The organism is Paraburkholderia sp. BR10936, assembly GCF_040965735.1.
Classification (GTDB): Bacteria; Pseudomonadota; Gammaproteobacteria; order Burkholderiales; family Burkholderiaceae; genus Paraburkholderia; species Paraburkholderia nodosa_A.
This window is the reverse complement of record NZ_JBFRCM010000020.1, coordinates 161781-174828: the sequence shown is the minus strand read 5'-3', so window position 1 is coordinate 174828 and position 13048 is coordinate 161781. Positions and strand designations below refer to the sequence as shown.

Sequence of the window (13048 nt, the reverse complement as noted above, 5' to 3'; positions counted from 1 at the left end):
TCGAATCACTCACGAGGGCCACGGAAACATCGACGGGACACGCGTGGGTAGATTCTCCTTCAGCGAGCGATGCCTCGGCGATCCGGTTCGCGTAGTACCGCAGGTCGCCGGTCAGCCCTAGTTCGGCTAGTGTCGTAGGAAGCCCGACCTGTTCGCAGAACCGGATCATCTCCTCGATTTCCTGGATCGGGCGATTTTCTAGCATGAGCAGGCATAGCGTCCAGAACGCGACGTTCTCGCCGTGCAGCATGCCGTGGGTTTCGCTTAGGGCAGTCAGTCCACCATGCATGCCGTGTGCTGCGGAGCATCCGCAGTTCTTGAAGCCGATACTGCTGAGCAGCGTATTAGCTTCGATGACGTTTTCGACTGCCGTGGTACAGAGACCGGCTTCGACCGCCTGCTTTGCCTTCAGACCGTCTCGGATCAGCACATCGTGGCAGGCTCGCGCAGTGGCAATACCAGCAGCTGTCCGAGGGAACCCTCCCGCGACGTAGTTGTTCGTTCGCGACTCCAGGTTCGAACGTGCCTCGAACCAAGTCGATAGCGCATCGCCGATTCCTGCGACGAGAAAGCGTACTGGCGCACTCGCCACAATGCTGGTGTCCACTACGACCAGATCGGGATTACGAGGCAAGCCGCGCGGACCCCTCGTATACGCCCTCAGACGTATAGCGGACGGCGACAGCGCTACACGGTGCGTCCGTTGACGCAATCGTCGGAACGATGACGGTCCGCGCGTTGGCTTCGAATGCCGCAATCTTGACGGTGTCTGCTGTCTTTCCCCCGCCGACGCCCACGAGAATCTGGCTCTCCTTGCCTCTGGCGATTGCGGCCACGCGCGCGATTTCAGCCAGAGTACATTCGCCGTCGAACTTCTCCAGATGTACCGACAGCTTGGCACCTTCGAGATCGCGCTGTAGTGAACTGCCGAAGCGGTCGAACAGAAACGGATCGATCAGAACGAGCACGTTGCGGCCCAACGGTGCAACGTGCTGTGAAAGGTACGAGATCTCACCCGCGCGCTGGATATATTTTCCGGGCCCGGCATAAGCGCTGGTCATGCTGGGTGTCTCCTTTGTATTTGATATGGCAGCGTCAAAAAGAATCGGCTAACCTTGAACCGAATATCCACCGTCTACCGGAATGACCGCGCCAGTCACGAAGTCGCATTCGCTTGAACAGAGCGCCACTGCAATGCCGGCAAGGTCCTCGGGCTTGCCCCAGCGCCCCTGAGGCGTGCGGCTCAAGATGCCCGCTTCGAGGTCAGGGAAAAGCCGTTTCGCCTCGGCGGTCAGATCGGTTTCGATCCAGCCAGGCAGCAACGTGTTGACCTGAATGTTATGAGGTGCCCATTCAACAGCCCACGCTTTGCCGAGCTGCACGATTCCGCCCTTGCTGGCCGCATAGGCCGAACCGTAGGTCGTGCCGAACAGGGAGAGCATCGAGCCGATATTGATAATCTTGCCGCCACCTGCGCGCGTGAACGCACCATAAATAGCCTGAGCGCAGAAATGCGCGCCGCTCAGGTTCGTATCGACAATCTGGTGCCATTCCTCGGCGCCTAGCTCGTGCCCTTGCTTGCGGATATTCATGCCAGCGTTGTTCACAAGGATATTTAGACACCCGAAATGCTGCTCGGCCTGCTCGATTGCCTTGGTGCACTCGCCATGATTCGTGATGTCGGCTTGAATGAAATGGCCGTTTGCACTACCGCCTGACAGCGATTCAATTGCAGCACGGCCCTTCCATCGATCGCGACCAATCAGCACAACACGCGCACCAGCCGCAACCACGCCGCGAGCGATGCCGAGCCCAATGCCGCTCGCTCCACCCGTAATGACCGCCACCTTTCCTGAAAGGTCGAACATTGTTGTCTCCTTTTTAAGTTTGAGATACGAACCGGGAATGAGGATAGCCGAGCAGGATTCGGTACGGTGCAGGGAGCTTGCACGACATTTTTCGTCGGCGAGCATTCATAAAACGCATGCTTGGCGACGTGCAAATTTGCGATTGAATCGCCTCGGGAGTTCCGGGGACTGTTTTGCTCGAGTCATGCTACGGAGGCAGACCCATTGAATTTCGCATAATCGGCTTTTGCCTCGTCAGGCGTATCGTTCCCGACCGGTCCGAATGCGCGGCGATGCAACGATGAACGTCGTAACGCTCTACGGATATTTCGTGGCGCCGATTTGCGAACCCGGCATTGTGTTGCCGAGCGAGTGTCTACCGCAGATCGTGGCCGACGACTCTTCGCGTGCGTATGTTCGCTGCCGCTTCGCCCGCTCACCACGGAAGACTAGTGAGAGTGAGCAGTCCGGTACGAACTCGCCGTGCGCTTCATGAGCAACTCGTGCTTTCCGATCGGACGAGTGTCGGGCATGTCGGGCCTTGTGGGATATGCGCATCAGGGGACGTTCACGAACTGGTTCGTCGTCGGGCGTTTCGGCATGACGCCGCGCGCCTGGCGCAATAACCGCATGGGATGGTTGTGCTGATCATCAGGTAATTTTTTGGGAAGCGGTAGCAAGTGTCCGTTACTTGGGCCGGTGCCGCCGTTAGAATGTCCGCGCCGAACCGACGCCCAGTGTCTGTTCATGGCCGCCTACGGCCTAACCCATATGCTGCCCGCGAGCCACCCTCAACCGTCACTCGACCCAGTGACGCTTTGATTGCCAGTCGCCCGAGGTGGGCGCACAGCGGATATCAACTCGACGGTCTGTCGGAAGCCGGATCGGTAATGAGTCGCGTGCTGCGTCGGTAGGTGACATAGGCCCAGAGCCAATCCAGCATGACCTTCACCCTGTTCGGCCCTCCGGTGAGAAACGCGATATGTGCGGCGCCCCAGAACCACCACGCTGGCGCACCCCACATGCGGATGGGGCCGATTTCTGCCACCGCGGCCTGACGCCCGATCGTTGCCAGGCTGCCGAAATGCTTGTATCGAAACGGCGGAGGCGGACGGCGACCCGCAAGCTGTGCGTCGATCACGCGCGCTGCATATCTTCCCTGCTGTTTGGCGGCAGGCGCCAACCCCGGCACCGCTGCTCCGTTCCAGCCCAGACTCGCAGCGGCGTCGCCAATCGCATAAATGCCTTCTGCGGCCGGAACGGAGAGATCGTCGTTCACCTTGATTCGTCCGGACGCGTCCTCTGGCTGGTTTAGCCATCGGGCGACCGGAGACGCTGCCACTCCGGCAGCCCACAAGATGGTTCGGGATGCAATGCGATCCTTGCCGAGGTCGGCGCCCTCCTGATCGACGCCCAGCACCCTGGTATCGAGGTAGATCGTGACCCCCAGCTTGCGAAGGGAACGTTCCGCGGCGGCAGACAGGGAAGGCGGGAACGTCGGCAGAACGCGAGGGCCGGCATGAACAAGAATGACGCGCGCGGTCGACGGATCGATCGTGCGATATTCCTGATCCATCCCGTGGTGCGCCAGTTCCGCGATGGCGCCGGCCAGTTCGATGCCCGTCGGTCCTCCGCCGACGATGATGAACGTCAGCCACGCGGCACGGGCTGCTTCGTCGGCGGCCGTTTCCGCTTCTTCAAATGCCCGCAGCAGACGGCTCCTGATCGAGGTCGCGTCCTCGATGCTCTTGAGCCCGGGCGCGTAAGGCGCCCAGTGATCGTTGCCGAAGTAACTGTGACGCGCGCCGGTCGCGAGTACGAGATAGTCGAATTTGAGGCTGGCTGCGCCGATCAGCACTTCGCGGGCGGCGGTGTCGATGCCTGTGACGCTTCCCAGACGGACCTGGACATTTCGCTGGCCACGAAAGAGGCTCCGGATCGGCGTCGCGATTTCGCCGGGCGACAACGCTGCTGTCGCGATCTGATAGAGCAGCGGTTGAAACAGATGATGATTCCGCTGGTCGATGAGGGTGATCCGGCAGCGCGAATTGCGCAGGCCGCGAACGGTCTCGATCCCGCCAAAGCCGCCGCCGACCACCACGACATGCGGACACTCGTCCAGCGTGCCTTCTTCTTTGTCCGGGCGGTCGAGCACCCAGCGGGCGAGCCAATCATCCACCGAGATGACGCCGGGCCCCGTGGCGACAAACATAAGCAGCAGGAGAAGCATGGCCAGCCGGTCGTCCATGGACATGGCGATGCCAGCGAGTGGAACCATGGCGGCATAGATGAACATCGCCGGCCGCGTCATGCAGCCGAAGGCGATGCAGAATGCGAGCAGCGCAGCGACCCATGAGGGGTAGGCGAACAGTGCCGCCAGACCTTGATGGGCAGCCTGCCCGAATAGGGTAGGCGTCAATGCGGAGGCGAGACTGAGCGACGCCGCTATGCCTGCGCGCGAGACGAGCAGGAGCACAGGTGACACATACCGCTCGATCAGCTCATAGCATTTGCTGACCTGTCGGGCCGGCCCAAGCGGCGCCCACGCCAGGCCTCGCGCCAACATCGCGTCGAGGGAGAATGTTCCCGGACCCAGCACGACCAGCCAGGCGAGCAAAACAAGCGTTGTGCCGTCCGGGCCGAGGGCGATCGATCCGTAGCCGCCAACGAGCAACGCAAGCGCGATGGGCCGGGTCAGCAGGCCAGCGGTGAGCAGGAGCGGCACGATACCGTGCAGCGCTGCCTCCACGCTGGACGGCGCATGCAATCCGGCGGCGGTTGTGCCGCCTTGATTGCCTTGCGCCATGGTCATGATCTGATGCACGAGCACGACCTGCCCAAACCAGACGCGAGTGGCAAGAAGCAGCCACGGCATGCAAAGCGCACGTAGTTTGGGCGCGAAGCGGATCAGCGGTTTGAAGGCGTTCCAGAACATACGGCACCCTTTCGAACGATCCATCACGGCGCATGCGGCGTCGACGCGAATCTCACCAGCGCAGACAATGCGGCGCGACGGCCGAGCCGACTGCAGTCGTGATGACGATGGCGAGCACGTACCAGACTCCCCAGAACGGGACCGCCATCTCCGAGCAATACAGCGAGTAGACGAGCAAGCCCTGCGCGCCTGCCAGCAGACCCGCGCCTGCGCCGGCCAGGGCGAGGCGCGTCGGCGCGAGCTGCTTCATCGCGCGCAATATCGCAGCGAGCGAGGGCAGCGAGAGCAGCACGACGTTCGCCGTCGCCGTGCGCCATGTCGTGCCGAGCATCAACTCGAGCCGGTAGCCCGGCGGCGTCGCCAGCAGAACGCTGCCGGCGGCGAGCAGCATGGAGGCCACCGGCAGCGCCGCCGCGAGCCCCGCGAGCCTGAGGTGCGCGCCGGGGCGGCCTAGCCGCTCGGCGAGCGCCACGGCCGCGGCGATGATCGCGAGCGGGAACGCGAGGCGCACCCAGAACATCGTCGTGAGGATCAGCTCGGGCATGTCGCTGCGCACGCCGTACAGCGCAACCAGCAGGGCCGCGCTACCGGCGAGGCCGTGCAGCAGTGCGCGCGTGAGCCGCCTTGGGCCGGCGTTGCGCTCGATGGGCGACACGTCGCTCGCGAGCCGGGTGACCAGCTCTCGCGTTTTCATGACCGGTACGCGCGGTCTCCGAGCAGGTAGTCGATCGATATCACGCCGGGGCCCCAGGCGGCGATGCCGAGCGCCATGGCGGCCCACGTGATGTGGATCGGCCAGCCGTCCGGCACCGTCAACTCGATGATGCAGGTCATCAGCAGCAATCCTGCGGCCGCGAAGCGCGTGCCGAACCCGAGCACGAGCAGCACCGGGAAACCGACCTCGCCGCACGCGGAGAGGAACGCGAAGAGGGCCGGCGCGGGAAACGGATACGGACCGCCGGGCAGATGGAGCTTGAATTCGTCGGTGAAGAGATCGATGGCCGTGTCGTTGAGCTGCAGGAACCCGTGCCACTTGAGGATGCCCGATTTCCAGAAAGGCACGGCAAGCGCAATGCGCAGCACGAGTTGCACGAACGACGGTTGTGCGAGCCGTTCGATGAAGCGCCGGGCGCACCCGATCGCGTGCGCGACGTTGCCCGCGAAAGACGGTCTGGAGTCCTGTCGAGTTTGCATGATGGTTACGCTCCTGGTTGAACGGCGGCGAACACGCCGGCCGAAATCATTGCGGCCAGGCTGGCCGGCAGGTCAAAGGCGGCGCTCCCCTCGAAGGCTGCCTGCGCGGCGGCGCCGAGCGGCATGCCCTCGATGAGTGCGAGCAGAAACGCAGCGCCGCCCGCGGGCAGGCGCGAGACAATCACGTCGTAATCGGGCCGCGTGACGAGCGCGTCTTCCGCATCGCTCGAATGCAGCGGGGTGACGGGGCCGGGCGTCCGGTTCATCGCGAAGATCGCGGCGGCCGGGTAGCGCGAGCGCACGATGCGAGTAGCCGGATGCGGGACAAAGCGCAGTTGCGCTAGCGAATCCGCATCGACGCCCGCGAATGCGTCAGCCGCAAGCGGTGTGGCGTCCCCGGCGTGATAGGCGTCGAGCCACGCGCGCTCGATGCGTGCCGTATCCGCAAGCCACGGCATGTCACACGCGTACTCCCAGGTTTCGATGAACGACGGAAAATCGCGTCCGTACTCGAACAGGAGCGGCGAAGCCGGTGGCGTAGCGCGCACGTGACAGCGCGCCATCGCGCGGAAGAACTCGACGCCCGTGATGCGCTGCACGGCGGGATAGATCGCGGCCAGCGCATCGATGAGGCTGACCGTGACGTTGTTGCGATAGACGTTGTAGCGCTTCACGACGCCCTTGCCGTGCGCCGCCACGACACCATTCGGTGCGGCGAGGTCGGGGTTCGTCAGTCCCGGCGCGAAGGCCGTCGCGTAGTCGCTCGCGGATGGCTCAGGCTTCATGGCTGGCACGCTCCATGAGGTATGTATCGGACTCCGATGTATTGTTGCGAAAAAATTCGGAAGCGATGCGCCGGGCCGCCAATGCTTGTGCGCGCAGTTCGGGCCACGCAGGCAACTGGCTGTCCCATTCCACCAGTGTCGGTATGGGTCCGGTGCGTGCGATCACGTCGCGGTAGAGCGCCCAGACCGGATCGGCGACGGCGCGGTCGTGGCTGTCGATGAGCAGTGGCGCATGCTCGTCGTCGTGCTGCTCGCTGTAGCCGGCCAGGTGAATCTCGCCGACGTATTCGAGAGGAAAGTCCGCGAGGTACGCGTGTGCCGGATAACCGTGATTGGTCGCTGAAACGAAAACGTTGTTGACGTCGAGCAGCAGCCCGCAGCCCGTGCGCTGCGCGACCGCACGGATGAATTCCGTTTCGCTCATCGTCGACGAGGCGAATGCCACGTAAGTCGACGGATTCTCGAGCAGCATAGGACGTCCAATGGCTGCCTGCATCTGATCGATGTGATCGCAGACCTTATCGAGTGTCGCCTTCGTGTAAGGCAGTGGCAGCAGATCGTTGAAGAACGTGCCGCCGTGCGAAGACCACGCGAGGTGTTCGGAAACGAGTGCGGGTTCGTAGCGCGCGACCAACTCGCCAAAGCGCGCGAGATGGCCGGCGTCGAGCCGGTCCGGTCCGCCGATCGACATGCACACGCCATGCAGCGAGACTGGATAGCGCTCGCGGATCGCGCTCAATGCGCGGTGCGGCGGACCGCCTGCGCCCATATAGTTCTCGGCGTGCACCTCGAAGAAGCCGTCCTGCAGACCGTCTTCGAGAATCGCCGCGAGATGCTCATGCTTGTAGCTCGTGCCTGCTAGCGCAGCCGCGCCGGGCGCCATGCGAAGGGGACGGCCGGACCGCGCCGCTGATTGCATGGGAGTGCTCATGACCGTCCCCTCTCTTTCGTGGTCGTAGCGATCAGGACTTGATCGGCGTGAGCGAGCCGTGGCCACCGCCTGGCACGACGATGCTCGCGCAGGTGCCACCCTGAACGAACTTCCACGAGTTGCCCTGGAAGTCGACCGTCGAGGTTCCCTGACAGGTCGTGCCGGGACCGGCGGCGCAGTCGTTTTGCCCCTTCAGCGCGACGCCGAAGCACTTCTCCTTGTGCGCGGCGACGGCGGCGTTCATCTCTTCCTTCGTGAGCGGTGCGGCATGTGCGACTGAAGCCAGCAGGCTGGCAACGGCGCCTGCAAGCAGGGCGGAACTAACAGTGGTCTTTGCGGACATGGACGTTCTCCAGTGATTGAGATTTGAGGTATCCGTCGCGGATACACCAGCTAATTCGCGCGATGCAGTGGGCCGGTTACAGCGATCGATTTATTTTTGCGCGAAGCTTCGAAGGAGGGGGAGAGCAAAACCCTTTCAAGCTCTGCCAAGCTTTATCGCGCAAAAAAAGCACTTCAGCTTGTAACCGGGATGCGCAATCGCCGAATCGGGTGGGATGACCTGATCCCGGTCGACGTTTTAGGGCGAAGGCGTTCAGCGAGTAACAAAAATGGGAGACGACCATCCAGGCTGTCTTTGAGGAGGGAATGGGGCGCGACATTACACCGCTCTTTCAGTTTTTCATGTCGATTGTCCACGCCCGACGCCGGTTTTCGGGTTTTTTCGCAGACTTTTCAATTGCTTTTGTGCCGCACCATTCAATTTCCCAGCGGCAATTCTCAGCCAGTCCATATAAGATGCATTTAAAATGAATGTATTGGCGAGAGCGATCATGACCGTTTTTCGAATCGAAGAACCCACCCCCGCGGCCCGCGGCGGTTTCGCGCTGTGGGCGCTCGGCTTCCGGCCGTTCTACCTTGGTGGCGCGCTCTTTGGCGGCGCGGCGCTGCTGGCCTGGATGGCCGCGTATGCCGGCCATCCGTTGCCGGGTCTCAGTTCCTACCTGCCGGGCATGTTCTGGCACGCGCACGAGATGATTTTCGGCTTCGGCGCGGCGATCGTGGCGGGTTTTCTGCTGACCGCCGTGCGCGCGTGGACGTCGATCACGCCGGCGCAGGGCAAGTCGCTGGCGGCGCTGTGGCTGTTGTGGCTCGCGGGGCGCATCACCGTCGCTTACGCACCGTCCGGCGTCGCCGCCGTGGTCGACAGCCTCTTTCTCCCCGCATGCGCGCTCGTGCTGCTGCGCGTGCTCATCGGCGCCAGGAACAGCCACAACATCTTCTTGCCGGTCGCGCTCGGCATGCTCGCCGCGCTGAATGTGGTGTTCCATCTTTCGATGCTGGCGGGCCGCGCGGACTGGGCGCTGCACAGCGCGTATCTCGCCGTGGGCATGCTCGTGCTGTTCATCACGATCATCGGCGGGCGCATCATCCCGTCGTTCACGGCCAATGCCGTGCCCGGCTACGCGGCACAGCGCTGGAACGCGGTCGAGCGCGTGGTGATGCCGCTCAGCGCGCTGGCGTTCGTGCTCGACGCCGCGCTCGGCTCCGGCGTGCTCGTTGCGATCGCCGCGCTCGCGGCGGCGTGCGCACAAGGTACGCGAATCTGGGGTTGGCGTTCGTGGCGCGTCGGCAACCGGCCGATCCTGACTATCCTGCACATCGCCTATGCATGGATACCCGTCGGCTTTGTGCTGCTCGCGCTCGCAGCAATGGGTTCGGTCGCGCATACGCTCGCCATTCACGCGTTCACGGTGGGCGCTATCGGCTGCGCGATCATGGCGATGATCACACGCACGGCGCGCGGACACACGGGTCGCAAACTGGTGGCGGGACGCCTCGATATCGCCTGTTATGTGTTGCTCGTGCTTGCCGCGCTGATTCGCGTGGCGGGACCCTGGCTCGCGCCGCAGTGGCTCGCGTTCTGGATCGAAGCGTCGGGCGCGTGCTGGGTCGTTGCGTTCGCAGCCTATTGTTATCGCTACGCAGGCTGGCTGGTGGCGCCGCGTGTCGATGGTAAGGAGGGCTGATTCATCGGCCTTGCACAAGGCGTATCGCGCGAGTATGTTGACTGGCAAGGGCTGCACGCGCGTAACGCCTTGGCCCGCCGATGAAGGAGGGTGTGCAATGCATCACTCTGTTCAGATCGCAGGCGCGGCCTGTCTCGTCTTTGTAACCTCTGTGCAGGCTCAAACGTCAGCTTCCGCACCGCCAGCGGCTGCCGTGCCCGAGCGCATGCCTTACGACATTCCTTACGGTTCGCCTATCGGGCTTGATGCGGCGAAGCATCTGCTTGCGCTTGCTGAAGCCGAGGCACGCAGGCACGACTGGAAAATGAACATCGCCGTGGTCGATCCGCATGGCGATCTCGTTGCCTTCGAGCGTATGGATGGCGCGCAATACGCCTCTGTCGAGGTTTCGCAGAACAAGGCGCGCACGTCCGCACGCTTTCGCCGCGAGACCCGCGTTTTCTATAACCAGTTCGAGAGCGGTCATGCCTACGTTGCCACGCTCGTGCCGGACCTCGTGGCTTCGCCCGGCGGCTTTCCGCTCGTCGAGGACGGCAAGGTGATCGGCGCGATCGGCTGCAGCGGCGGCACGGGCGAACAGGATGCCGTCACGTGCAAGGCGGCGGCTTCCACCGTGAAGTAAGCGCGCGGAACGCCGTAGCTTCTTCCGTCAATGCGGCGAGCCGTACCCCTGGACCTTCAGCAGATGCTCACGCATGCAACGCGCGGCGGTTTCGCCGTCGCGCGCGAGAATTGCCTCGACGATGGACTGGTGCTGCTGTGCGAAATGATGGCGCGTGGCCTGATCCGTGGTCTTTTCACGTTGGGTCGGCTTGACCCGCATGCCGTTGATCACTTCCATCAGGGCAATGATCGCGGGATTGCGCGAGGCCTGTGCGATCAGCAGATGAAAGCGCTGGTCCCATAGTTGCCACTCCTCATCGTTTTTTGCCGTCGCGTTCCGTTTCGCGCACTTCTCCAGTTCAGCCAGATCCTCGGGCGTGGCCTTGGCGGCGGCAAGCCCGGCTAATGCCGGCTCGAACATGAGGCGCATCTCCGCGATGTCGGCCGGGCTCGTACGCGAGCGCAGGCCGCGCAGCGTGGGCGCGAACTTCAGCGGCCGCGCGCCCAGATACGTGCCGCGGCCCACGCCGCGCCAGATCCGGCCCGATGCCTCCAGCGAGGCGAGCGCCGTGCGCAGTTCGCGGCGGCTCACGCCGAGGTCCTCGGCGAGCTTGCGTTCGGGAGGCAACGCGTCGCCGTCTTTCAAGCGGTGCTGTGCGATGTAGGCAAGCAGACTGTCGAGCACGGACCTTTCCATGATGTAGCGTGAACCAATATGAATTGGTTTGATTCTATCAGTTGTGCTGCGCCGCGCAACCGTGCGCTCGTCAAATCGACGTAATCTACGGTTCTCCGTAGATGTACAGGGTTAACACGGGGTGCAGCCAAAAATCTTCCTTCGTATGCTGATCGTGAAGGGTTTTGGAACCAATCTCAAAAGGTTCGACTACAGGCCGAACCTTTCACCCAGGGAGTGGATGATGTCGTTTACAACGCGTCCGGAGCTGATCGGAACCTTCGGGATGGTGGCGTCCACGCATTGGCTCGCCAGCGCGTCGGCGATGGCGGCGCTCGAGAAGGGCGGTAACGCGTTCGATGCGGCTGCTGCTGCCGGCTTCGTGCTGCAGATCGTCGAGCCGCATCTCAACGGCCCCGGCGGCGAGTTGCCCGTTGTGTTCTACAGCGCAAGGGAAGACCGTGTGCGCGTGCTGTGCGGCCAGGGAGTGACGCCGGCGACCATGACGATCGAACGCATGCGCGCGCTCGGGCTCGAAGTCGTGCCGGGCACCGGCCTGCTGCCCGCCGTGGTGCCCGGCGCGTTCGGTGCATGGATGATGATGCTGCGTGACTACGGGCAACTGCCGCTCGAAGACGTGCTGAGCTACGCGATCGGCTACGCGGAGAACGGCTATCCGGTGCTGCCGCGCATGTGCGCGTCGATTCTCGCGATCAAGGACTTTTTCCTCAGCGAATGGACGACCTCCGCCGAGCAATGGCTGCGCGACGGCGACGCCCCCGCTCCAAACGCGTTGTTCGCCAATCCCGCCATTGCCGCCACGTACCGCCGCATCCTGCGGGAGGCGAGCGCGAAAAGCGACCGCGCGGAGCAGTGCGAACTCGCGCGCTCGGCGTTCTACCGCGGCTTCGTGGCCGACGCGATCGACCAGTATTTCCGCTCGACCGACGTGCTCGACACCTCCGGTCTTCGCAATCGCGGCCTGCTCGATGCGGACGATCTCGCACGCTGGGAGCCCACCTACGAGGAAGCGCTCTCGTACGACTACGCGGGCCTGCGCGTGCACAAGACAGGACCGTGGGGCCAGGGGCCGATGTTCCTGCAACAACTCGCGCTGCTCAAGGGCTTCGATCTGGACGCGATGGATCCGTTCGGTGCGGATTTCGTGCACACGGTCATCGAAACGTCGAAGCTCGCGTTTGCCGACCGCGACGTGTTCTATGGCGACCCGCACTTTGCCGACGTGCCGATGCAAACGCTGCTGAGCGACGCGTACAACGACGCGCGCCGCCGTCTCGTCGATCCGCAAAAGGCCTCGTTCGAATTCCGCCCCGGGCCGCTTCTCGACAGCGAAGCGCGCGCGGCGCGCATCCTCGCCAACGCAGGGCGCCAGCAGCCGGGCGGCTTCGGGCAGGGCGAGCCGACGTTCGCACCGCTGCCCGAATTGCGCGGCGATACCGTTCATCTCGACGTGGTCGATCGCTGGGGCAACATGGTCTCGGCCACGCCGTCGGGCGGCTGGCTGCAGGCGTCGCCGGCGGTCCCCGGCCTCGGTTTCAACATCACCACCCGCGCGCAGATGTTCTGGATGGAAGAGGGCTTGCCTTCGTCGCTCGGGCCGGGCCGGCGTCCACGCACGACACTCTCGCCCACGCTCGTCATGCGCGAGGGCAAGCCCTATGCGGCGTTCGGCACGCCGGGCGGCGATCAGCAGGATCAATGGTCGATGCAGCTGTTCTTGAGGCACGTGCATGCGGGCATGAACCTGCAGGCCGCCGTGGATGCCCCCTCGTTCCAGACCGCGCATTTCCCCGGCTCGTTTTATCCGCGCTCGATGCAGCTCGGCAAGATGTCGGCCGAGTCGCGCTTTCCCGAAGCCACGCTCGCCGAATTGCGCGCGCGCGGCCACGATCTCACGGTGGCCGAGCCATGGGGGCTCGGGCGCGTGTGCGCGGTGGGCGTGCGCAACGGGCTCATGCGCGGCGCGGCCACGCCGCGCCAGATGCAGGCCTATGCGATCGGCCGCTGACCACGCGCCACGCTCAAC

At 63.8% G+C, this 13048-nt stretch carries 14 protein-coding genes; 3 read left to right on the top strand and 11 right to left on the bottom strand.

What is annotated here, in order from left to right; genetic code table 11:
- The 10 genes from AB4Y36_RS33135 to AB4Y36_RS33090 all read right to left on the bottom strand — a co-directional run.
- Positions 1 to 607: iron-containing alcohol dehydrogenase (locus AB4Y36_RS33135; RefSeq protein WP_368685248.1), on the bottom strand; the 607-nt coding region annotated here is incomplete at its 3' end.
- 16 nt (positions 608 to 623) lie between these two features.
- Complete coding sequence (locus tag AB4Y36_RS33130) at positions 624 to 1061, bottom strand: iron-containing alcohol dehydrogenase (RefSeq protein WP_368602215.1); 438 nt, start codon at positions 1059 to 1061, stop codon at positions 624 to 626.
- Between the two features lie 48 nt (positions 1062 to 1109).
- A complete protein-coding gene (locus AB4Y36_RS33125; protein WP_368602216.1) occupies positions 1110 to 1973 on the bottom strand; it encodes an SDR family NAD(P)-dependent oxidoreductase in 864 nt (287 codons plus the stop codon).
- A gap of 730 nt (positions 1974 to 2703) precedes the next feature.
- Positions 2704 to 4806 carry an NAD(P)/FAD-dependent oxidoreductase gene (locus tag AB4Y36_RS33120; RefSeq protein WP_368685247.1) on the bottom strand — a complete coding sequence of 701 codons (2103 nt, stop codon included), beginning with the start codon at positions 4804 to 4806 and terminating at the stop codon, positions 2704 to 2706.
- 28 nt (positions 4807 to 4834) lie between these two features.
- Entirely contained in the window at positions 4835 to 5476 is a 642-nt protein-coding gene (locus tag AB4Y36_RS33115; RefSeq protein ID WP_368602221.1) for a DUF1109 domain-containing protein, read from the bottom strand.
- Positions 5473 to 5976, bottom strand: coding sequence for a DoxX family protein (locus AB4Y36_RS33110; protein ID WP_083245397.1), 504 nt, complete (start codon positions 5974 to 5976; stop codon positions 5473 to 5475). Before AB4Y36_RS33110 ends, AB4Y36_RS33115 begins: the two co-directional genes overlap by 4 nt.
- Before the next feature lie 5 nt (positions 5977 to 5981).
- Positions 5982 to 6761 (bottom strand): putative DNA-binding domain-containing protein, encoded by a 780-nt coding sequence (locus AB4Y36_RS33105; RefSeq protein WP_368685246.1) that lies wholly within the window; start codon positions 6759 to 6761, stop codon positions 5982 to 5984.
- Positions 6751 to 7644: a DUF692 domain-containing protein gene (locus AB4Y36_RS33100; RefSeq protein WP_368685250.1), complete on the bottom strand. Its 894-nt coding sequence runs from the start codon at positions 7642 to 7644 to the stop codon at positions 6751 to 6753. The genes AB4Y36_RS33105 and AB4Y36_RS33100 overlap by 11 nt, the downstream gene beginning before the upstream one ends.
- A gap of 79 nt (positions 7645 to 7723) precedes the next feature.
- On the bottom strand, positions 7724 to 8035 hold the full coding sequence (locus AB4Y36_RS33095; protein WP_069266451.1) for a DUF2282 domain-containing protein: 312 nt from the start codon (positions 8033 to 8035) through the stop codon (positions 7724 to 7726).
- Positions 8036 to 8374: 339 nt separating this feature from the next.
- Positions 8375 to 8527 (bottom strand): hypothetical protein, encoded by a 153-nt coding sequence (locus AB4Y36_RS33090; RefSeq protein ID WP_368685245.1) that lies wholly within the window; start codon positions 8525 to 8527, stop codon positions 8375 to 8377.
- On the opposite strand from AB4Y36_RS33090, the gene AB4Y36_RS33085 reads away from it, so the two are divergent.
- Together AB4Y36_RS33085 and AB4Y36_RS33080 are read left to right on the top strand one after the other, a co-directional pair.
- Complete coding sequence (locus AB4Y36_RS33085) at positions 8526 to 9722, top strand: NnrS family protein (RefSeq protein ID WP_368685244.1); 1197 nt, start codon at positions 8526 to 8528, stop codon at positions 9720 to 9722. The two genes, AB4Y36_RS33090 and AB4Y36_RS33085, sit on opposite strands and share 2 nt — an antisense overlap.
- Positions 9723 to 9819: 97 nt before the next feature.
- Entirely contained in the window at positions 9820 to 10344 is a 525-nt protein-coding gene (locus AB4Y36_RS33080) for a heme-binding protein (RefSeq protein WP_069266453.1), read from the top strand.
- 27 nt (positions 10345 to 10371) lie between these two features.
- Here the strand turns inward: AB4Y36_RS33080 and AB4Y36_RS33075 are convergent, their stop codons facing one another.
- Complete coding sequence (locus AB4Y36_RS33075; protein ID WP_368685243.1) at positions 10372 to 11022, bottom strand: FadR/GntR family transcriptional regulator; 651 nt, start codon at positions 11020 to 11022, stop codon at positions 10372 to 10374.
- A 223-nt stretch (positions 11023 to 11245) separates the two neighbouring features.
- Between AB4Y36_RS33075 and AB4Y36_RS33070 the strand changes: the two genes are divergently transcribed.
- Positions 11246 to 13030 carry a gamma-glutamyltransferase family protein gene (locus AB4Y36_RS33070; protein WP_368685242.1) on the top strand — a complete coding sequence of 595 codons (1785 nt, stop codon included), beginning with the start codon at positions 11246 to 11248 and terminating at the stop codon, positions 13028 to 13030.
- Positions 13031 to 13048 lie beyond the last annotated feature (18 nt).